The 20,508-nt window shown below is 66.9% G+C and carries 22 protein-coding genes; 10 read left to right on the top strand and 12 right to left on the bottom strand.

Features of this window, described 5'->3' with window-relative positions:
- Positions 1–50: 50 nt before the first annotated feature.
- Entirely contained in the window at positions 51–755 is a 705-nt protein-coding gene (mtgA, locus tag ACFPOB_RS21115) for a monofunctional biosynthetic peptidoglycan transglycosylase (RefSeq protein ID WP_377800358.1), read from the top strand.
- Between the two features lie 139 nt (positions 756–894).
- Positions 895–1,080 (top strand): 50S ribosomal protein L32, encoded by a 186-nt coding sequence (rpmF, locus tag ACFPOB_RS21110; protein WP_057189713.1) that lies wholly within the window; start codon positions 895–897, stop codon positions 1,078–1,080.
- A 143-nt stretch (positions 1,081–1,223) separates the two neighbouring features.
- On the opposite strand, the gene ACFPOB_RS21105 is transcribed toward rpmF, so the two are convergent.
- Both ACFPOB_RS21105 and ACFPOB_RS21100 read right to left on the bottom strand, forming a co-directional pair.
- Positions 1,224–1,745, bottom strand: a complete 522-nt coding sequence (locus tag ACFPOB_RS21105) for a DNA polymerase III subunit epsilon (RefSeq protein ID WP_377800357.1) — start codon at positions 1,743–1,745, stop codon at positions 1,224–1,226.
- 72 nt (positions 1,746–1,817) lie between these two features.
- Positions 1,818–3,023 (bottom strand): MFS transporter, encoded by a 1,206-nt coding sequence (locus ACFPOB_RS21100; RefSeq protein WP_377800356.1) that lies wholly within the window; start codon positions 3,021–3,023, stop codon positions 1,818–1,820.
- A gap of 104 nt (positions 3,024–3,127) precedes the next feature.
- Between ACFPOB_RS21100 and ACFPOB_RS21095 the strand changes: the two genes are divergently transcribed.
- On the top strand, positions 3,128–3,949 hold the full coding sequence (locus ACFPOB_RS21095; RefSeq protein WP_377800355.1) for an AraC family transcriptional regulator: 822 nt from the start codon (positions 3,128–3,130) through the stop codon (positions 3,947–3,949).
- Between the two features lie 69 nt (positions 3,950–4,018).
- Here the strand turns inward: ACFPOB_RS21095 and ACFPOB_RS21090 are convergent, their stop codons facing one another.
- The 4 genes from ACFPOB_RS21090 to ACFPOB_RS21075 form a co-directional block, all read right to left on the bottom strand.
- Positions 4,019–4,936, bottom strand: coding sequence for a TorF family putative porin (locus ACFPOB_RS21090; protein WP_377800354.1), 918 nt, complete (start codon positions 4,934–4,936; stop codon positions 4,019–4,021).
- A gap of 215 nt (positions 4,937–5,151) precedes the next feature.
- The gene (locus tag ACFPOB_RS21085; protein WP_377800353.1) at positions 5,152–6,573 is read right to left on the bottom strand and encodes a L,D-transpeptidase family protein; all 1,422 of its coding nucleotides are present in this window, start codon (positions 6,571–6,573) and stop codon (positions 5,152–5,154) included.
- A 196-nt stretch (positions 6,574–6,769) separates the two neighbouring features.
- Positions 6,770–7,723, bottom strand: a complete 954-nt coding sequence (locus tag ACFPOB_RS21080; protein WP_377800374.1) for an acetyl-CoA carboxylase carboxyltransferase subunit alpha — start codon at positions 7,721–7,723, stop codon at positions 6,770–6,772.
- 329 nt (positions 7,724–8,052) lie between these two features.
- The gene (locus ACFPOB_RS21075) at positions 8,053–8,823 is read right to left on the bottom strand and encodes a class I SAM-dependent methyltransferase (RefSeq protein ID WP_377800373.1); all 771 of its coding nucleotides are present in this window, start codon (positions 8,821–8,823) and stop codon (positions 8,053–8,055) included.
- A gap of 124 nt (positions 8,824–8,947) precedes the next feature.
- Between ACFPOB_RS21075 and gloB the strand changes: the two genes are divergently transcribed.
- The 3 genes from gloB to ACFPOB_RS21060 are packed head-to-tail and all read left to right on the top strand — an operon-like array spanning position 8,948 to position 10,951.
- Positions 8,948–9,712, top strand: coding sequence for a hydroxyacylglutathione hydrolase (gene gloB / locus ACFPOB_RS21070; RefSeq protein WP_377800352.1), 765 nt, complete (start codon positions 8,948–8,950; stop codon positions 9,710–9,712).
- A 19-nt stretch (positions 9,713–9,731) separates the two neighbouring features.
- Positions 9,732–10,187: a cupin domain-containing protein gene (locus tag ACFPOB_RS21065; RefSeq protein WP_336530276.1), complete on the top strand. Its 456-nt coding sequence runs from the start codon at positions 9,732–9,734 to the stop codon at positions 10,185–10,187.
- Positions 10,188–10,189: 2 nt separating this feature from the next.
- On the top strand, positions 10,190–10,951 hold the full coding sequence (locus ACFPOB_RS21060) for a GNAT family N-acetyltransferase (protein ID WP_377800351.1): 762 nt from the start codon (positions 10,190–10,192) through the stop codon (positions 10,949–10,951).
- 1 nt (position 10,952) lies between these two features.
- Here ACFPOB_RS21060 and yddG read toward each other — a convergent pair whose 3' ends face one another.
- Positions 10,953–11,840, bottom strand: coding sequence for an aromatic amino acid exporter YddG (yddG, locus tag ACFPOB_RS21055; RefSeq protein ID WP_377800350.1), 888 nt, complete (start codon positions 11,838–11,840; stop codon positions 10,953–10,955).
- A 178-nt stretch (positions 11,841–12,018) separates the two neighbouring features.
- Entirely contained in the window at positions 12,019–12,849 is an 831-nt protein-coding gene (locus tag ACFPOB_RS21050; RefSeq protein ID WP_377800349.1) for an alpha/beta fold hydrolase, read from the bottom strand.
- A 122-nt stretch (positions 12,850–12,971) separates the two neighbouring features.
- On the opposite strand from ACFPOB_RS21050, the gene ACFPOB_RS21045 reads away from it, so the two are divergent.
- Positions 12,972–13,958: a GlxA family transcriptional regulator gene (locus tag ACFPOB_RS21045; protein ID WP_377800348.1), complete on the top strand. Its 987-nt coding sequence runs from the start codon at positions 12,972–12,974 to the stop codon at positions 13,956–13,958.
- 114 nt (positions 13,959–14,072) lie between these two features.
- Entirely contained in the window at positions 14,073–15,269 is a 1,197-nt protein-coding gene (locus tag ACFPOB_RS21040; protein WP_377800347.1) for an MFS transporter, read from the top strand.
- 75 nt (positions 15,270–15,344) lie between these two features.
- On the opposite strand, the gene phbB is transcribed toward ACFPOB_RS21040, so the two are convergent.
- The 3 genes from phbB to ACFPOB_RS21025 are packed head-to-tail and all read right to left on the bottom strand — an operon-like array spanning position 15,345 to position 17,535.
- Positions 15,345–16,070 (bottom strand): acetoacetyl-CoA reductase, encoded by a 726-nt coding sequence (gene phbB / locus ACFPOB_RS21035; RefSeq protein WP_377800346.1) that lies wholly within the window; start codon positions 16,068–16,070, stop codon positions 15,345–15,347.
- A gap of 57 nt (positions 16,071–16,127) precedes the next feature.
- Positions 16,128–16,343 carry a DUF1737 domain-containing protein gene (locus tag ACFPOB_RS21030; RefSeq protein WP_377800345.1) on the bottom strand — a complete coding sequence of 72 codons (216 nt, stop codon included), beginning with the start codon at positions 16,341–16,343 and terminating at the stop codon, positions 16,128–16,130.
- Positions 16,344–16,356: 13 nt separating this feature from the next.
- Complete coding sequence (locus tag ACFPOB_RS21025; protein ID WP_377800344.1) at positions 16,357–17,535, bottom strand: acetyl-CoA C-acetyltransferase; 1,179 nt, start codon at positions 17,533–17,535, stop codon at positions 16,357–16,359.
- Between the two features lie 246 nt (positions 17,536–17,781).
- On the opposite strand from ACFPOB_RS21025, the gene phaR reads away from it, so the two are divergent.
- On the top strand, positions 17,782–18,357 hold the full coding sequence (gene phaR, locus ACFPOB_RS21020; protein WP_377800343.1) for a polyhydroxyalkanoate synthesis repressor PhaR: 576 nt from the start codon (positions 17,782–17,784) through the stop codon (positions 18,355–18,357).
- Between the two features lie 69 nt (positions 18,358–18,426).
- Here the strand turns inward: phaR and ACFPOB_RS21015 are convergent, their stop codons facing one another.
- Positions 18,427–20,121, bottom strand: a complete 1,695-nt coding sequence (locus ACFPOB_RS21015; RefSeq protein ID WP_377800342.1) for an EAL domain-containing protein — start codon at positions 20,119–20,121, stop codon at positions 18,427–18,429.
- Between the two features lie 166 nt (positions 20,122–20,287).
- Here ACFPOB_RS21015 and ACFPOB_RS21010 point away from each other — a divergent pair, with 166 nt between their 5' ends.
- Positions 20,288–20,506 (top strand): hypothetical protein, encoded by a 219-nt coding sequence (locus ACFPOB_RS21010; RefSeq protein ID WP_092157607.1) that lies wholly within the window; start codon positions 20,288–20,290, stop codon positions 20,504–20,506.
- The last annotated feature ends 2 nt before the right edge of the window (positions 20,507–20,508 follow it).

The raw sequence follows: 20,508 nt of genomic DNA, 5'->3' as shown, positions 1-20,508 counted from the left end.
CGGGGCTTGCCGGAGGCGGCCGTATTCGTCAAGCGTGGGGGATGACGCAGATGGCTGACAATCCGGCTCCGCGACGCGGGGGCCTTGCGGGCCGGATCGTGCGCGGGCTGCTCCGGCTGCTGGTAGCGCTTGCAATCGTCTTTGTCGCCCTGCTGTTGCTCTACCGCTTCGTGCCGCCGCCTTCGACCTTGATGCTCGGCCGCTGGCTGACCTTCCGCACGGTCGAGCGCGACTGGGTGCCGCTCTCGCAGATCTCGCCGCACCTGATCCGCGCCGTGATCGCCTCCGAGGACCAGCGCTTCTGCTCGCATGCCGGTGTCGACTGGGGCGAACTCAACGCCGTGCTGCAGGATGAGGACGGGCCGAGCCGCGGCGCATCGACGCTGACCATGCAGACCGCCAAGAATCTCTTCCTCTGGCCCGGCCGTTCCTATCTGCGCAAGGGAATGGAACTGCCGATGGCGCTGGCGATCGATCTCGCCTGGCCGAAGCGGCGGGTGATCGAGGTCTATCTCAATATCGCCGAATGGGGAGACGGCATCTTCGGGGCGGAAGCGGCGGCCCAGCGCCATTTCGGCAAGCCGGCCTCGCGCCTGACGCCGGCCGAAGCGGCGCGGCTGGCCGGAGCCCTGCCCAACCCGATCCTGCGCAACCCATCGCGCCCGAGCCGGGCGTTGCAGGCTGCGGCCGGCCGGGTACAGCGGCGGATGAACCAGCTCGGGCCGCTCGGCAATTGTGCGTTGCCGGAAGCGTAGACCACTTTTTGTGCCCGGCGCACTAGCCAGAGCGCGCGCGAGCGTGTAAAGGCCAGCCCTCATCACGAATGTGACGTCGTCGCGACAGTGGTGCGGGCGAAATGCCCCGCCTCGCGCGAAGGCATGATGGAGAGTACCGATGGCCGTTCCGAAGAGAAAGACTTCGCCGTCGAAGCGCGGCATGCGCCGCTCGGCCGACGCGCTGAAGCAGCCCACCTATATCGAAGACAAGAATTCGGGCGAGCTGCGCCGTCCGCACCATATCGACCTGAAGTCCGGCATGTATCGCGGCCGTCAGGTGCTGAAGGCCAAGACCGAGGCCTGATTCAGGGGGAGGCCCATCCGGGCCTCTGTCTGTTGATTGCCGAAAGCGGCCGCCATTGCGGCACCGGCATGATGGTCCCTATCTCAGATCTGCTGGATCAGCATCGCGCTGCCGAACCACGGCGGCGCGGAGCTGTTTTTGCACTATAGCGCTCCGCTTTTCCGGCTGAAGAAGCGCAGCAGATCGGCATAGCCGCGGGCATCGTCGATCGCGCGATGCGTATGGGCGACCGAGCCCAGCCATTCGGCGGGATAGCGGTCGACGTCGCACTTGCCTTGCTGGCGTCCGGTCTTGCCGGCGACGAACGACATCAGGCAGAGCGGCGGATGCCGGAAGAGACGGTCGGCGGCCCAAGGCCCTTCGAGCAGCGGGCGCCCGATGAAGCGCCGCAGGAAATAGTCGAACCAGCGCCCGTCGAGCGCCAGCGGATGCGCGGCGAAGACCGGTTCCCCTTCGATCGAGCCAACCCAGTCCACGAAGCGCTGCATCGCCTGCAAGGCAGGCTGCGGCTTTTCCGTCGCGGCCGCCGAGGCCAATGGACGGCGTGCCCAAAACGCCATCGTGATCTCGTCGCGCATGGCGCCGTCGAGGGGTTCCAGAACCGCTTCGAATTCTCCGAGGACGGCTCCATCGGCCGAGACGGCGACGGAGCCGAAAGAGAGCATCGAATTGATGCCCGGCGTCGGCCCGTCGAACTCGCAATCCGTCACGACATGATAGGGCGGTATGCGTCCTGGTCAGACCTGCGCTCGCCGCGGCAATCTCGGCAGCAGGATCGTCAACAGCCCTAGCAGCGGCAGGTAGGAACAGACCTTGTAGACGAAGGTGATGCCATAGCTGTCGGCGAAGCCACCGAGCAAGGCAGCGCCGAGACCGCCCGCGCCGAAGGCGAAGCCGAAGAACATCCCTGCGATCAGGCCGACTCGGCCCGGCACCAGCTCCTGCGCGAACACCACGATCGCCGAGAAGGCCGAGGCGAAGACCAGCCCGATCATCACGCTCAGCACCCCGGTCCAGAACAGGTTGGCATAGGGCAGGAGCAGCGCGAAGGGGATGACGCCGAGGATCGAGAACCAGATCACGAAGCGCGCCCCGAAACGGTCGCCGATCGGCCCGCCGGCAAAGGTGCCGACCGCGGCCGCGCCGAGGAACAGGAACAGCATCAGCTGCGCGTCGCGGAAGCCGAGCTGGAACTGTTCGATCACATAGAAGGTGAAGTAGCTGGAGATGCTCGCCATGTAGACGTTCTTGGTGGCGGTCAGCAGCACCAGCACGAACAGGGCGAAGGCGACGCGCCCGCCCGGCAACGGCAAGGTCCGGCTCGCCGGTGGCCGGCCGGCCTGCGCCCGGCGATGGGCAGCATACCAGTGCCCGACCCGGGCCAGCACGATGACGCCGGCCATGGCGATGACCGAGAGCCAGGCGACGCTGCCCTGGCCGAAGGGCAGGACAACGAAAGCCGCCAGTAGCGGCCCGAGCGCCGAGCCGAGATTGCCGCCGACCTGGAAGAGCGATTGCGCCAGGCCGTGCCGCCCGCCCGAAGCCAGCCGCGCCACCCGCGACGCCTCCGGGTGGAAGATCGCCGAACCCAGGCCGATCAGGCAGGCCGCGATGATCAGCACCGTGAAGTTGTGGGCGTTGCCGAGCAGGATCAGGCCGCCGAAGGTCGAGGCCATGCCTGCCGGCGCCGAATAGGGCATCGGCCAGCGATCGGTCACCATCCCGACGACCGGCTGCAGCAGCGAGGCCGTGACCTGGAAGGCCATGGTCAGCAAGCCGATCTGAACGAAATCCAGCGCGTAATTCGCCTTGAATAGTGGGTAGAGCGAGGCCAGCAGCGACTGCATGACGTCGTTGAGCAGATGGCAGAAGCTCACCGCCAGCAGGACGGAAATCGTCGTCTTCTCGAAACGGGGGCGGCTTCCCGCGATCGTTGCAACCATTGCGGCACCCTTGAGCGCAAACCTCGACCACCGCTCCTTCTACAGAGCTTGCTCGTGACCTGCTTTCGTGTTTCGGTCGAATTCTTTCGCGTTCGGGCCAATCGATGAGAAAGCTGCCGCTGCAACAGGTGGAGGCCCTCCATTCCGACCACAGCCCTATTCACGGCACGGTTTCCGATGCCGACGGCGATGTCCTGGTCCGAGTCTCCGACAATCCCGCCGGCTATACGATACCGGCGCACAGCCATCGGCAGATCCAGCTTCTCTGCGCTTTCTCGGGCGTGGTCCAGATCAACACCGAGCGCGGCAGCTGGATGATCCCGCCCGGTCATGGCCTGCTGATACCGGCCCGGCTGCAGCATTCGGTCGAGATGCTCAGCGATGTCAGCATCAAGTCGGTCTATCTCCTCACGGAACACGACGACCTGGCCGCGCGCATGCTGCAGGTGCTCGGCGTCACCGATCTTGCGCATGCGCTGATCGTCGAGGCGATCCGTCTCAGCGACACGCCGCCCGGCACCCGCAAGCTCGCGCTCGTCCTGGAACTGCTGACGGCCGAGATCGCCGCGCTGCCAATCCGGCCGCTCGGCCTGCCGATTCCGGTCGACAGGCGACTTTCCGCCCTCTGCCGCGCCTATATGGCCGCGCCCTCAGTGACGGAGCGCCTCGACGATTGGGCGGCCAAGCTGGCGATGAGCCGGCGGACCTTCACACGGTTCTTCCAGCGTGAGACCGGCCTCAGCTTCGTCGCCTGGCGCCAGCAGGCCAGCCTGTTCGCCTGCCTGCCGCGGCTGGCGGAGGGCGTGCCGGTCACGGAGGTCGCCATGCTGGCGGGCTATGACAATGTCGCGGCGTTCACGACGATGTTCAGGCGGAGGCTGGGAACCGCGCCGCGCAACTACATGAGGGCCTCGCTGGTGCGGTAGCCGTCCGGCTATTGAAAAAGGGCCGCCCTCGCGAGCGGCCCTTCGAAACAGTCCATGCAAACGAAAGGCTCACTTCGGTGCGAAGATGCCGACGCTGCTGGCGGTGATGTCGAAGGAGAGCGTCGCCACCACCGTCGGGTTGCACCATTTCGAGCGGCCTGTGCCCGAGACGATGCCGCGCGGATCGGCTGTCAGCAGGAAGCAATCGCTCTTCGACAGGTTGGTGTCGTGATAGCGCAGATCCGCCGTCAGGTTCTTATAAGTGTAGGACACGCCGGCGTTCCAGTAGGAGTAGTCGGGCAGGTTGGTCGGCGGCACGGTCGACCAGATCGCCAGATTGGTCGTGCCGAGCCAGTAATGGCCGAACTCCCCCGAAACCGCCAAGCCTTCCAGGAACGGCAGGTTGTACTTGGCCGTCACCGAGCCATAGGTGCCGGAGGCGCCGGTGCCGAGCCAGTCCCAGGCGTAGAAGAGGTTAGCGCCGAGGATCAGCTTGTCCTCGAAGTTATAGGTGAGCTTGCCGTAGACCTCGGTGTAGTCGGTGTTCTTCGGCGTCCAGTAGACGCCGGCCGCGTCGATGTACTGCTTCTCGCGGGGGTAATAGTACTGCCAGATGCCGACATCGACCGTGACCGGGCCGAACTTGGGACGGATACCGCCGTAGAAATCGATCTCGGCCGGCGGGCTGGTCGCCAGGTCGACATTCGAGGCGTAGACGCCGGCATAGACCAGGTTGTCGTAGAACTGCAGCTCGGCGCCGCCCTGGATCGCCGGCTTGCGGTCGGTCTGCGAGATGCCGCGGAAATTATAGTCCGTCATGCCCTTCACGCTGACGGCGATGTCGAACCAGGTGATGCTCGGCGCGACCGGCACCGGCGGGGCGCCCTTGCGGCTCGGCAGGTCCGAGGCGAGCGTCGCGCCCGAAACCGTCAGCGCCATCGAGAGCGCAAAGCCCGTCAGCAAGCCGGAAGTCTTCAACGCAGCCATCGCCAACTCCATCATGATTCTTGCACGATTCTGGCCGTGCATTCGCCATGATTAAGCCTTCGCGGGTGCGAGATCGGCAAGGCGAGGTTTTTTGCAACCTGCTCGCGCAATGAGCAATCCGGGCGGATTTCGCTATTTAGACGCCTACAAAAGCGCCCGCGGCCATTGCTGGCCGCGGGCGTGATATTTTTGCATCAGGCAGTTTGCCGCGCCGCTCAACGCGCGACGGGCTGGCTCGCATACGCCGCGTCGGGCTGCTGAAGCTGCGAGGTCCGCAGGGTCGAAGACCGGCGCGGCGGGAGCGGCGCGGTCACCGTCTGCGGGGTCTCCGGTACGGTTGAAGCGATCGGCGCCTGCTCCTTGGCTTCGGAGGAGCCGCCGAGCAGTGGCACGAAGCTCAGAGCACGCTGGTAGAAGGAGGGCTGTGCCGGCTCGGCCGAGGCGGTCTGGATCGGCGTAGGCGTAGCTGCGCCGGTCGTCGCCTTGGCGACCTGCGTCGCCGCATCGCTCGCCGGCTTGGCGGCGGGCTGGGCAGCCGCGGGCTTGGCGGCCGGCGCGGCGGCGACCACAGGCTTGGCTTCCTCGATCTGCGCGCTGCTGACGGCGGCCAGGACGGCGTCGTTCTCGGCCGATTCGGCGCGGACAGTGGCCTTGGTCCGCCCCTTCTCGTCGAGCACGACGACGCGCGGGCCGATCAGCGAATCGACGCGGCTGATGCCGACATCGCGCGAGCCCCAGGCGACCGACCGGTTCATCGAATCGGCGCCGGACTGGGCCAGTTGGCGCTTGAACGAGGAGTGCTGGTCGCCGTCATCATAGATCAGCTTGACCGCGGGCGTGCCCTTCGAGACCAAAGCCGCGACCTGGATCTCGTCCTGCTGCCGCTTCTGGGCGACGGCCTGCGTGATCGAGGAATCGATCTGGCTGCCGTCGCGGTTGAAGGCATAGCGCCCGCCGGCCACGGAGACCGCGGGCTCATCCTTGGCGACCTCGAAGAAATCCGAGCCTTCCTTCAGATTCTTCCAGAAGGCGATGTTCGGGTCGAGCCGGTGCTTGGCAAGATTCTCCGGCGTCATCCGGAAGGGATAAGCCTGCATCTGCACGGCGCGCTGCCCGCCATTATGGGCTTCGCGGACCAGCGCATAGAGCTCGCCGATCTGGTCGTCGGTCATCGAGTAGCAGCCGGCCGAAGAGCAGGCGCCATGCACCATCAGATGGGCGCCGGTGCGGCCATGCGCGCGGTCATAGGCGTTGGGATAGCCCATGTTGAACGAGACGTAGAAGGACGAGTTCGGGTTCATCTGCGCCGGGGTGATGGCGTAGAACCCTTCCGGCGCCATGCGGTCGCCCTCGCGCATCTTCGGGCCGAGCTGGCCGGACCAGCGGCACATCGGATAGGTCTTGAGCAGCGCGTATTTGCCGTCGGCGCGCTTCTTCCAGACCTCGAGCTCCGACTCCTTCTTGTAGGAACGAATCAGGATCGGCTGGCTCTTGCTCATGCCCTTCTCGGACATCAGCGTGTAGGTCGCGGACGGAATTGGGATGTTGTGGCGCGCGGAGCCGCGGTAGCGCTCCTCTTCGCAGGCTGCCAAACTGAGGCCAAGGAGCGCCGCCAGCGCGAAATGTCTCAGAGCCACGTCGTCAATCCCATCTCGCGCGGACGCGTCAAGCCGACAATTCACCACGCAACAAGGCTAAATTATGCCCGTTGCCCGGTTCTAGGATCGTTAGCCTTGACCGTTCCTTACCACAGGGGCCTTGCAGATGGCCATATGGTGAAGCCGCGGTAAAGCGCCCGCCGGGGCGAGGGCCCGGTTGCGCACAATCGGCCGGTTACAGCGTCCGGCCGATCGCCAGATATTTCTGCGCCCGTCGGTCGACGATCTCGTCGGCGCCGAGGCCGGCGAACTCGGAGAGGGCCGCTTCGATCGCCGCGCCGGCCCGCTCGATCACAGCCTGGGGGTCGCGGTGGGCGCCGCCGGTCGGCTCGGCGACGATCCGGTCGATCACGCCGAAGCGCAGCAGGTCCTGGGCGGTGATTTTCATGCCGGTCGCTGCGTCCTGGGCGCGCGCCGTGTCGCGCCAGAGGATCGAGGCCGCGCCCTCCGGCGAGATCACCGAATAGATCGCATGCTCCAGCATCAGCACCTTGCTGGCGGCGGCGATCGCGATCGCTCCGCCCGAGCCGCCTTCGCCGATCACCAGCGCGACGCTCGGCGTGCGCAAAGCGAGACAGGTCTCGGTCGAGCGCGCGATCGCCTCGGCCTGGCCGCGTTCCTCGGCCTCGATGCCGGGATAGGCGCCTGCGGTGTCGATGAAGCTCAGCACCGGCAGGCCGAAGCGGTCGGCCAGCTCCATCAGGCGCACCGCCTTGCGGTAGCCTTCCGGCTTGGGCATGCCGAAATTGTGCTTGATGCGGGTCTCGGTCGAATTGCCCTTCTCCTGGCCGATGACGCAGACCGGCTCGCCGCGGAAGCGGCCGAAGCCGCCGACGATCGCCTCGTCCTCGCCGAAGGCGCGGTCGCCCGCCATCGGCGTGAATTCGTCGATCAGGGCCGCGCAGTAATCAAGGAAATGCGGGCGCTGCGGATGGCGCGCCACCAGCGTCTTCTGCCAGGGCGTCAGCGCGCCGTAGAGGTCCTTCAGCGCCTGCGAGGCCTTGGCCTCGAGCTTGCCGATCTCCTCGGCGAGCGAATAGCCGTCGCCCTTGCCGTCGAGCGCGCGCAGTTCATCCGCCTTCGCCTCCAATTCGGCAACCGGCTTTTCGAAATCGAGATAGCTTCGCATCGACATCCAGATCTGGTCCCGCTTCCCGGGGAAAAACGCGCGGAAAAGGCCGCGCCGACGGAACGGGCAAAAAAGGCGGCGGACCTTGGCCGCGCCCCGGCGAAATTGTCAACCCGCCGGCAGCTTCATCGCAACAGCAACCGCTTGGAGATCCCTGGGCCAGCGCCGCAACCTGTCCTCACCTCCCTTTGTGGGGGAGAGCGAGAGAGGGGTATGCCAACCTCGGTATAAATCCGGCTTGGCGCGGAGAGGTCGGCGGGTGCGATACCCCCTCCCAGCGCTCCCCCATAAGGGAAGGGCTCCCGCGCGACATGAGTTAAGACCATCGTTCAACCGATTGCCCTCATCGCCTCCTCCGGCCGCGGCAGCCGGCTCGAAGGATGGGGTTGCGGCAGCAGCACGGGCCGGAAGGCGAAGCTACGCCGCGTCGCGCGCAGGGGCGCACGCCGGTAGAACTGCTTGGTCGCGTCGATGACGTAGACGCCGGCGAAGGGCAGCGACAGCCCGGCGCCGACGCTCTCCCAGGCCATGGCCGAGCGCATGAACAGGCGCCGGCGCAGCGGCGGTACATAGAGCGCCTCGACCCAATGCTCGGGTGAGAACATGGCCCGGCGCATCAGCGCCTCGATCTGCGAGCGGCTGAACGGCCGGCCATGTCCGAAGGGCGTCGTATCCATCCGCGCCCACAGGCCCCGCCGGTTCGGCACGACGACGATCAGGCGCCCGCCCGGGCTCAGCACCCGCGAGATCTCCTCGAGCAGGTCCTCCGGACTCTCGGTCTCCTCGAGCGCGTGCACCATCAGGACGCGATCGATCGAGGCGGTCGGCAATGGCAGCAAGGTCGGCTCGACCAGGGCCGAGGCGGACAGCCCGGGCGATGGCCAGTTCACCACGCCCTGCGCTGCCGGCATGAAGGCGATGACACGCTCCGCCTCGCCGCCGAGCAATGGTAGATATGGCGTCGCGAATCCGAGACCGAGCAGGCGCTGGCGCCGGCAATCCGGCCAGAGCTTCAGCATTACCTTGCCGACGAGCCGGCGCGCCACATGCCCGAGCGGGCTGGCATAGAAGGTGCGCAGATCGACGACGTCCAAGGCCATGACGACGGAGATGGCGCAGCCTGGGCGGGAGCGCAAGGGACACCACCAAAGAGAGAGGGTGTCTTGCTCCCGACGCCGGCTTGGGCCAAGCAGTCGTCTCGACCGCCGATTGCCGGAGCTTCCCATGCCGCTCGACATCCATGTCTTCCGCACGCTCAGCGACAATACCGGCGCGCTGCTGCGCGACCCCGGCACCGGCACCTGCGCCACCGTCGATGTCCCCGATGCCGACGAGGTGCTCGCCGCCGCCAAGGCCAAGGGCTGGACGATCAGCCAGGTGCTGGTCACGCATGAGCATGCCGACCACGTCCAGGGTATCGCCGCGCTGAAGCAGGCGAGCGGTGCGAAAGTGTTCGCGCCCGAAGCCGCGCGCGCCGGCGCTCCTGTCGACGTCGTCATCGGCGAAGGCGACCGCGTCTCGCTCGGCAGCTATGAGTTCGAGACCTGGGCCACGCCCGGCCATGCCGAGGGCCATGTCAGCCTCGTCAGTCAGAAGGCGAAGCTCGCTCTGGTCGGTGACGTCGTCTTCGTCATGGGCTGCGGGCGCGTCATGCCCGGCAAGATGGAAGCGATGTGGACCTCGCTCTCGCGCATCATGACGCTGCCGGACGCGACCACGCTGATCACCGGTCATGACTACACGCTATCGAACGCCCGCTTCGCCGCGGCTATGGATCCGAGCAACGGCGCCGTCGCGGCCCGCCTCGCCGAGGCCGAAGCGGCGAAGGCCGAGGGACGTTTCTGGGCCGTGACCACGGTCGGCGAGGAGCGGGCGACCAATCCCTTCTTCCGTTCCGAAGAGCCGGCTCTGGCCGCGACGCTGGGCATCGTCGGCAAGCCGGCCGGCGAGGTCTTCGCCGCGCTGCGCGAGGCCAAGAACAGGTTTTGACAACAGGTTCTGAAGTCAGATGAACACGCTGAGCGGCCTCAGCGCCGCCGAGGTCATCCGCCTGCTCGAATTGAAGCCCCATCCCGAGGGCGGGCATTATCGCGAGACCTTCCGCGATCCCGCCGGGCCGGAGGGGCGCGGCTTCTCGACCGCGATCTACTATCTGCTCGATGTCGGCGAGACCTCGGAATGGCATCGCGTCGATGCCGCCGAGATCTGGCACCATTATGCCGGCGCGCCGATGGTCATCACGCTCTCGCCTAACGGCCACGACGCCTCGGCCCACCATCTCGGCAAGGACCTTGCGGCCGGCCAGCGCCCGCAGATCGTCGTGCCGGCCGGGCACTGGCAGAGCGCGACCTCGCTCGGCGCCTGGACGCTGGTCGGCTGCACGGTCGCGCCGGGCTTCGCCTTTTCCGGCTTCGAGATGGCGCCGCCGGATTGGCGGCCGACGCCGCGTCCAGCCGGTGGCTGAGCATGGACAAGCCCGTCGTCGATATGGCGTTGGTCAGCGCCTGCGAGACCCGGATCGTCAACGCCTGGCCGGCGCCGACCACCCTCGTCGTCGACCAATGGGTGGTGCGCTTCGCCAATGGCTATTCCGGCCGGGCCAATTCGGCCTCGTCGCTGCGCGAGGGCGGCGACATGGACGAGGCGACGCTGGCCTTTGTCGAAGAGCGCTATCGCGAGGCCGGGCTGCCGCCGCGCATCCGCTTCACGCCGCTGGTGGCCCAGGACGCCCGCAGGCGGTTCGCCGAGCGCGGCTACCGCATCGAGACCGCTTCCTTCGGCATGATCGCCGATCTCGATCCAAATCTGCACCCGCCTGCCCCTGGCATGCTGACGACCGCACAGGCGGAGGATGCCTGGATCGACGGCGTCTGCGCTCACCAGACTGGCAACAAGCGCAACCGCGAGCATCTCGCCGCGATCGTCTCCGGCGTCCGCGTTCCCGCCGCCTTCGCGACGCTGCTGCATGAGGGGCGCCCGGCCGCCTATGCGATGAGCGTCGCCGAGCGCGGCATGGCCGAGATCGGCGCAGTGATCGTCGACGAAGCCTTGCGCGGCAAGGGCCTCGGCAAGCAGATGATGGCGGGTCTGATGGGCTGGGCTGCGGCGCAAGGCTGCACCCAGGCTTACCTCCAGGTCGACCAGAGCAATGGCCTTGCCTTCGAGATGTACAAGCGGCTCGGCTTCCGCACGGTGTACGCTTACGAAACGCGGATGCTCGACACCTGACCTAGCCGCCGGCGGCCTTCGGCTCGGTGCTTCGTCCCGCTGGCCCGAAGCTCGCGACCAGCGCGCCGACGACGATCAGCACGCAGGAGATGGCCAGCAGCCAGCTCGCCGGCGCATAGCCGGCAATGACCAGGATTACGGTCGAAAACACAGGCGCGGCGTAGGAGGCGACGCCGAGGAAGGCGACATCGCCCTTCTTCATGCCGATGTCCCAGCAGATGAAGGCGAGCCCGATCGAGCCCAGCCCGAGGCCGAGCACGCCGCCCCATTCGACCGCGTTTGGCGCCCACAAGGTCGTCTCGAAGGCGAGGTGGCAGGCGAAGGCGGGAATCGCGCAGCCGAGCATGGTGATCGCGAGGCTCTCCGACGGCACCCCGGCGAAGCGCCGCGACAGCACAGAATAGCTCGCCCAGACGAAGGCGCCGAGCGCCGCCAGCACATGGCCGAGCTGGATGCCCGCGCCGGCGGAACCAAGGCTGCCGGAGATCAGCATTGTCGTGGCGACGAGGCCGATCAGCGCCCCGATGAGATGGCGGGCCTTGAGCCCTCCGCCTGGCAGCAGCGCGGCGAACAGCACGATCAGCAGCGGCCAGAGATAATGGATCAGATTGGCCTCGGCTGCGGGCGCCGTCTTCACGGCGGCGTAATAGAGCGCGGTATCGCCGAAGGGGCCGTAGAGCCCGAGCAGGAAGGAGGCCGGGGTCGGCCGCGCCAGATGCAGGCGGCCGCGCGCGGCCGCAATCGCCAGCACGAACACGCCGCCGATGACGAAGGTCATGGCGACGAGCTGGAACGGCGGTACCCGCCCGGACATGGCGGTGAACAGCGCCAGGGTCGACCAGAGCAGGATGGCGACGGAGCCGGTCATGGTGGCGGTGCGGGAGGTCATGGGACGAATTCAGAGCTGCGACGCCAAACCCGTTAAGCGCTGCGTCGCCACCTCGCCAGCCCATTCTCCGCCAGCGGCCGGCATGGTGCGCAAAAAAAGCCGGCGGGACCGATGCAGCGGCCCAACCGGCAATCTTGTCGGAATGAGAGGAGGCCGAGGGCTCGGCCCCCTTCTTGCATCAGCTCTTGATGAAGGCGAGCAGGTCGGCGTTGATCACGTCGGGATGGGTGGTGCACATGCCGTGCGGCAGGCCGGCATAGGTCTTCAGCGTGCCGTTCTTCAGCAGCTTGACCGAGAGCGGGGCGGAGTCCGCATAGGGAACGATCTGGTCGTCATCGCCATGCATCACCAGCACCGGCACCTCGATCGCCTTCAGGTCCTCGGTGAAGTCGGTCTCGGAGAAGGCCTTGATGCAATCGTAATGGGCCTTGGCGCCGCCCATCATGCCCTGCCGCCACCAATTGTCGATGATGCCCTGCGAAACCTTCGCGCCCTCGCGATTGAAGCCGTAGAACGGGCCGGCGGGGACGTCGACATAGAACTGGGCGCGATTGGCGACGAGCGCAGCGCGGAAGCCGTCGAAGACCTCGATCGGCAGGCCGCCCGGGTTCTTGTCGGACTTGACCATGATCGGCGGCACCGCGCCGATCAGCACCGCCTTGGCGACGCGGCCTGCTTCAGCCCGCGCGACGTAATGGGCGACCTCGCCGCCACCGGTGGAGTGGCCGATATGGACGGCGTTGCGCAGGTTGAGATGGGCGGCGAGCTCGGCGACGTCGGCGGCGTAGGTGTCCATCTCGTTGCCGGTCGCGGTCTGGCTGGAGCGGCCATGGCCGCGGCGGTCATGCGCGATCACCCTAAAACCCTGATGCAGGAAGAACAGCATCTGGTTGTCCCAATCGTCGGCGCTGAGCGGCCAGCCATGGTGGAAGACGATCGGCTGCGCGTCCTTCGGGCCCCAGTCCTTGTAGAAGATCTCGGTGCCGTCCTTGGTGGTGATCGTGCTCATCTGTCCTCTCCTTCGGCATTCCGGGCGACAGGATCGTCGCCGTTCGATGTGGACGGTTATAGGCGGGGCATCGCATGCTGCCGCTTGGCGGAACCGACAATCAGCAAGGCAAAACTGACAACATGACGACAGGGAAGCAGATTGTCGCAGAGATCGGGCTGCTGCTCTATCCGGATGTGCAGCTCGCAGCCGTCTACGGCTTGACCGATCTGTTCCGGATCGCCGGCGAGATGAGCCGGGACCGCGCCGGCCCTGAGGCGCCCGCTATCCGTGTCAGCCATTGGCGTCAGGCGGCGGTCGGCACCGGCGTGGAGTGCGTCTTCGACAGCCATCCCGGTCCGGCGCACGATCCGAGCCATCTGATCGCACCGCCGAGTCTGGTCATGCCGGCGAAGATGCAGCCCTTGAACGACCTTGCGACCTGGCTGGCCGACCGTCATGGCGAGGGTACGACGCTGTGCTCGGTCTGCGCCGGCGCCTTCCTGCTCGGCGAGGCCGGATTGCTGGAAGGCCGCGAAGCGACGACGCATTGGGCCTTCGCACAGGAGCTGGCGGCGCGCTTTCCGGCCGCGAAGGTGGATACCGACCGTATGGTGATCGACGATGGCGACATCATCACCGCCGGCGGCATTCTGGCGTGGACCGATCTCGGCCTGACCCTGGTCGAGCGTCTGCTCGGGCCGAGCGTGATGCTGGAGACCGCGCGCTTCCTGCTGATCGATCCGCCCGGACGCACACAGCAGCCCTATGGCCATTTCGTGCCGCGGCTCGACCATGGCGACGCCGCGATCCTCAAGGTGCAGCACTGGCTGCAGGCGAGCGGGGCCAGGGATCACGACGTGCCGGCGCTGGCGAAGCGGGCCGGGCTGGAGGAGCGCACCTTCCTGCGCCGCTTCCGCAAGGCAACCGGCCTGCGCCCGACCGAATATGCCCAGCAAATCCGTATCGCGAGGGCACGCGAGGCTCTGGAATTGAGCCGCCGTCCGGTCGCGCAGATCGCCTGGGATGTCGGCTACGAGGACGCCTCGGCCTTCCGCAAGCTGTTCCAGCGCATCACCGGGCTCGCCCCGGCCGACTACCGCCGTCGCTTCGGGGTCGCTCTCTCCTGAAGATAGATCCCCTGACCGCCGTACTTGCGTCACGGCTTCTGCGCGATGGCGGCCATGCATAGCGCGCTTTGCCCGGCGATTGACCGGGTCCGCGCGCTGGCGCAAGCGTGCGCCATGACCACGCTCCCCTTGCCGACGGCCGCCCGCCCGTTGATGCCGGTCCTGGCGGCCCTCAGCGTCGCCCATCTGCTCAACGACCTCATCCAGTCGATGATCCCGGCGGTCTACCCGCTGATCAAGGAGACTTATCAGCTCGATTTCGTGCAGATCGGCCTGATCACGCTGGCCTTCCAGGTCACCTCGTCGCTGCTGCAGCCTGTCCTCGGCTATGTCACCGACAAGAAGCCCTGGCCCTATGCGATGGTCGCGGGCATGGGCGCGACGCTGGCCGGCCTGCTCTCGCTCGCCTTCGCCCATAGCTACGGCATGGTACTGGTCGCCGCCGCCCTGGTCGGCACCGGTTCGGCCGTGTTCCATCCCGAGGCGACCCGCATGGCCCGCCATGCCGCCGCTGGACGCCAGGGGCTGGCTCAGGGCGTGTTCCAGGTCGGCGGCCATGCCGGCTACGCGATCGGCCCCTTGCTCGCCGCCGCCGTGGTCGTGCCGAACGGACAGCAGAGCCTGTCCTGGTTCTCCGGCATCGTGCTGGTCGCCATGCTGCTGATGGCCTGGATCGGCTCGCGCTATTCCGCCTTCCGCAAGGAGCAGGTCGCCTCGAAGGCGCATGCCGACGACGTCGCCTCGCATGGCATGTCGCGCGGCAAGGTCCTGCTCGCCATGGCGGTGCTGATCGTCATCCTGTTCTCGAAGAACGCCTATACGGCCTCCTTCACCTCCTATTACACCTTTTATCTGATCGAGCGTTTCCAGGTTTCGCTGCAGCTCTCGCAGATCCTGCTCTTCCTCTATCTCGTCGTCGGCGCGGTCGGCGTGATCATCGGCGGCATGATCGGCGACCGGATCGGCCGCCACCGCGTGATCTGGCTGTCGATCCTCGGCTGCCTGCCCTTCGCGCTCGCTTTGCCCTATGCCGACTTGCTCTGGACCGCGATCCTCAGCGTGATCATCAGCTTCATCATGGCGAGCGCCTTCTCGGCGATCCTGATCTACGCGATCGACCTGGTGCCGCACCGCGTCGGCCTGGTCGGCGGGCTGTTCTACGGCCTGGCCTTCGGCCTCGGCGGCCTTGCCGCTGCGGCGCTCGGCGCCCTCGCCGACAGGATCGGCATCATCCAGGTCTTCTGGCTCTGCGCCTGGCTGCCGGCCTTCGGCCTGCTCACCTTCCTGCTCCCGAAGGAAGCGCGCGGCTGACCGCTGCGGAAACGAGCGCAACGAAAAAGGGCGGAGCCTGTGCTCCGCCCTTCGCATATCAGCTGCTGACCGGCGTCAGGCCATGTACTGTCCGCCATTGGCGGAGAGGGTCGAGCCGGTGATGAAGCCGGCCTCGTCGCTGGCCAGGAACACGACCGCCCGCGCGATCTCCTCGGGCTCGCCGAGGCGCCCGACCGGGATATGCGGCAGGATCGACTTCTCGATCACGGCCGGGTCGATCGCCTTGACCATCTCGGTCGCGATATAGCCGGGGCAGATCGCATTCACCGTGATGCCGGCCCGTGCGCCCTCCTGCGCCAGCGCCTTGACGAAGCCGATGTCGCCGGCCTTGGCGGCGGAATAGTTCACCTGGCCCATCTGGCCCTTCTGGCCATTGATCGACGAAATGCAGATGACGCGGCCGAACTTGCGCGAACGCATGCCCTCCCAGACCGGGCGGGTCATGTTGAAGAGCGAGTTGAGGTTGGTGTTGATGACCGCGTCCCACTGCTCCTTGGTCATCTTGTGGAACATGCCGTCGCGGGTGATGCCGGCATTGTTGACGAGCACGTCGACCGGCCCGAGTTCGGCCTCGACCTTGGCGATCCCTGCGACGCAGGCGTCATAGTCCGAGACGTCCCATTTATAGGTCTTGATGCCGGTCTCGGCGGTGAACTTGGCTGCAGCCTCGTCATTGCCGGCATAGCTCGCCGCTACAGTATAGCCGGCCGCCTTCAAGCCTTTCGAGATCGCCTCGCCGATGCCGCGGGACCCGCCCGTCACCAGTGCAACTTTCGCCATTGTCGTCTTCTCCCCTTTTGGGCCGGCTATTGAGACCGCGTTGTTCTTTGCTGAGCGTTATTCCCGGCTGAGATCGAGACCGGGCTCGTAAGCCCGGTCGACATCCTTGATGATCGCCTGCCCGCAGATCACCCGCCCTGTCTTCTCGTCATAGGTCAGGGTCGGATGTCCGTAGAGCACCCAGCCACGGCTCAGCGCTTCCGAGACCCGATGACAGAACGAGGCGTCATCGGGGCCGGTGAGATAGCGGTAGAGCGTGGTCTGCTTCGGCATGGCGGCGCGCTGCTCAGCGCTCCACCGCCAGGGCGATGCCCATGCCGCCGCCGATGCAGAGCGTGGCGAGGCCCTTCTTGGCGTCGCGCCTGGCCATTTCGTGCAGCAGCGTCACCAGCACGCGCGCGCCGGACGCGCCGATCGGGTGGCCGATCGCGATCGCGCCGCCATTGACGTTGACGATGTCGGGGTTCCAGCCCAGGTCCTTGTTCACCGCCAGCGCCTGCGCCGCGAAGGCCTCGTTGGCCTCGACGAGGTCGAGATCGCCGACCTTCCAGCCGGCCTTCTCCAGCGCCTTGCGGGTCGCCGGGATCGGGCCCGAGCCCATGATCGCCGGATCGACGCCGGCGGTCGCCCAGGAGGCGATACGGGCGAGCGGGGTCAGCCCTCGCTTGCTCGCCTCCTTCGCGGTCATCAGCACCAGCGCGGCGGCGCCGTCATTGATGCCCGAGGCGTTGCCGGCGGTGACCGTGCCGTCCTTCGAGAAGGCGGGCTTCAGCTTGGCCATCGCTTCCAGCGTCGCGCCGTCGCGGATGTACTCGTCGGTATCCACGACGATGTCGCCCTTGCGGGTCGAGATCGTGATCGGCGCGATCTCGTCCTTGAAGCGGCCGGCCTTCCTTGCCGCCTCGGCCTTGTTCTGCGAGCCGACGGCGAAAGCGTCCTGTTCCTCCCGGCTGATCTGCCATTTGGTCGCGACGTTCTCGGCGGTGGTGCCCATGTGATAGCCGTGGAAGATGTCCCAGAGGCCGTCCTTGATCATCGTGTCGATGAACTTGACGTCGCCCATCTTGGTGCCGGCGCGCATATGGGCGGCATGGGCCGAGAGCGACATCGATTCCTGGCCGCCGGCGACGATGATGTCGGCATCGCCATTGGCGATCTGCTGCATGCCGATCGCCACCGCGCGCAGGCCCGAACCGCAGACCTGATTGAGACCCCAGGCGGTCGCGCCCTGCGGCACGCCGGCATCGACCGCCGCCTTGCGGGCCGGGTTCTGGCCCTGCGCCGCGGTCAGCACCTGGCCGAGGATGACCTCGTCGACCTCACCGGCGTCGACCTTGGCGCGCTTCAGCACGTCCTTGATCACTGCCGAGCCGAGATCGTGAGCCGGCGTGTTGGCGAAGGCGCCGTTGAACGAGCCTACAGCTGTGCGCGCTGCGCCGACGATCACGATGTCATTTTCAGCCATTGGCCCGTCCTCCGGTTCATTTCTGCCAGCCACACGGCCGGCTTGTCTCACCCACCTTCGAAGCGTGAAACGACGCCGTCAAGACGGCAAAGGGCCAAGCTCATCTTCGAGGCAAACTCGGCGCGCTAGTGTCTCGCGCTTAAAAAACTTGCAGCAAGCAGCCGAAGGGTTATCGTTCCTTCCGGGACCGTTCTCCGGCCTTGCCCGATCCCTGAGGCTTGGCCGCAACTAGCCGCGTGGGTGTCGATGGCCAGCGACAAAGAACCGACTGTCATCAAGAAGTACGCCAATCGCAGGCTATACCATACAGGTACGAGCTCCTACGTGACGCTGGAGGATCTGGCCGGCCTGGTGCGCAAGGGCGAGGATTTCGTCGTCTACGACGCCAAGAGCGGCGAGGACATCACCCGCTCGGTGCTGGCCCAGATCATCTTCGAGGAAGAGAGCAAGGACGGGCAGAACCTTCTGCCGATCACCGTCCTGCGCCAGCTGATCCGCTTCTATGGCGACAGCATGCAGGCCCTGGTGCCACGCTATCTCGAATTCTCGATGGAGAATCTGACGCAGGACCAGAACAAGTTCCGCGAGCAGATGAGCAAGGCCTTCGGCACTGGCGCGATCGACGCGCTCCAGGCCCAGACCCGCGCCAACATGGCGATGTTCACCGAGGCCTTCCGGCTGTTCAACCCGTTCGCGGCTGCAGCCGCTGCGAAGAGCCGTGGCGAAGCCCCGGCCCAGGGCGAGAGCGGCGAGCTCAGCGATCTCAAGCGCGAGCTCAACGAGATGCGCGAGCGGCTCGACAGACTGGCCAAAGACAAGTGAGGCGGTGACGTCGCTTCGATCGGCGGGCTTGCCGGCAGAGGATTCCGCCCGGCAGGCCCGGGCGGGATGTCAGGCTGTCGCGCGCAGTGGCGGCCGATCCTGCGCCTCGCCCGGCAGCGACAGCTCGGCCTTGCCGACCAGATGCCCCTGCAGATAGGTCACGCCCCAGTCGCACAGCATCGAAGCCTGCAGCTCGTCGTCGACCCATTCGGCGACCGTCTCGACGCCGAGATGGTGAGCCAGCTCCAGCAGGGTGCGCACGAAGAAGCGGTCGTCGGTCGAGCGCCGCAGATTCTGCGTGAAGGCGCCGTCGAGCTTGAGAATGTCGATCGGAAAGGCGCGCAGATGCCGGAGCGAGGTGTGGCCTGCGCCGAAATCGTCGATCGCGATGCGGGCGCCGCGCTGCTTGATCCGGATCAGCAGCTTGGCCATTCGTTCGGGATCCGCGATCGTCGCCGTCTCCGTGACCTCGACGATCAGGCGCTTGGCCGCAGCCGGATTCGCCCGGGCGCTCGCCTCGAAGCCTTCGATCCAATCGGCTTCCGCCAGCGTGCGCGGCGAGACGTTGATCGACAGGATCGCCTCCGGCCGCTGCGCCAGATGCGTCATGGCGAGCTCCAGCACGCGATGGTCGAACAAGCCGACCAGGCCTCGCCGTTCGAGCAGGGGCACCAGTTCGGCCGCGGCGAGGAAGTCGCCTTGCGGGCGCTCGACCCGCAACAGCGCCTCGTTGAACGCGAATGTACGGTCCTTCGCCGTCACCACCGGCTGGAAGGCCAGCCGCACCTTGCGCTCGTTGAGCGCGGCGACCGCTTCGAGATCGAGCCTCGGCGCGACGCCGCCGGCCTCGGCCACGAGCGGCCGGCGCGCGATCACGGCATTGTCGAGCCCCGCCGCCTCGGCGCCGGCGAGCGCGTTCTCCGCCGCCTTGACCAGCATCGAGCCGTGGCGGGACAGATCGGGCGCGAGCGCGGCGCCGACACGCAGTCGCGTCAGCGCGATCCCGCGCGAAGTCTCGACCGCCGAGCGCGCCACCGCCTTGACGAAGCGCTGCGCCGCCGCCTCGATCTGGTTCGCTGGGCAGCCGGTGAGCAGGATGGCGAAGCGGTTGCCGGAATAATGCATCAGCTGGTCGCGCCGGCGCATGACTGAATGCAGGCGCTGGCGGACTTCTTCGATGATCTCCTCGGTGCCTTCGTGGCCGAAATCCGCGTTGAGCCGCGACAGCTCCCCGATCGCCGCGATCAGCACGACCACGGGGCGCTCCGCCGGCAAATGCTCGGCCAGCAGCTCGTCAACGCGCTCGACCAGGGCATCGCGATCACAGAGGTCGGTGTCGGAGGACGCGAGTTCCTCGGGCCGCACGGCGCGTTCGAGCCGCAACACCCCGCGTGCCCGGGCTGGACGGCCATCGATGCCGGCGAACCAGCGTCCCGCATCCTCGATCCACATCTTGCGGCCAGCGAGATCGGCGGCATAGCGCGTCCGATAGACCGCGCCGTCGCCGACATCATGTCCGCCCGAGGAGAAGATCGCGTCGTAGCGGCTGCGGCCGCTGCCGGGCTCGACCAGTCCGGCGAAGGCGAGGCCCCGCTGCAGCACAGTCGCGGCGACCGGGCCAAGAACCTCGGCCACGTTCGGGCCCCAGCTCAGCGTGTCGCTGCCGATGTCCCAGCTATAGGCCACTTCGCCAATCGATGAGAGCAGACTGCGCGGCTCGACGATTCTCTCGTCGCGGGAACCGAACAGGGACGGCGCAGACATGGTGCGGCTGCCTCGGACGACGGAGTGGGGGAGCCGTCCCATTCTGGAGACGGCTTACAGAGAACTGTCCCGAAACGATGCGTGTGTCTGCGTGAATGAACGGTTAAGATCGGCACGCCGATTGCTGCGATCGCTCGTGGAACCCCTGGTTTTTCGGAGCGGGACGATGGCTGAGACAGAATCGACCGGTGCGGCCACCTCGACCGGTCGGGAGGAGACCATCTCCCGCGTGCCCGCCGCCTTTCTTGTCCAGCTGGCGGCAAGCCAGGTCGGGATCGGCCCCTTTGCAGAACGCAACCGCGAGACGCCGTTCATCGGCGCCCGCCGCTACTACGAAGGATTGGCGCGCCGGGGCGTGCCGCGCCGGCTCCTGCGTTCGGCCTGAGC

It is taken from the genome of Allobosea eneae, assembly GCF_042657265.1.
GTDB classification, from domain to species: Bacteria; Pseudomonadota; Alphaproteobacteria; order Rhizobiales; family Beijerinckiaceae; genus Allobosea; species Allobosea eneae.
Note: the sequence above shows the minus strand (reverse complement) of the source record. Positions and strands in the feature narration are given on the sequence as shown.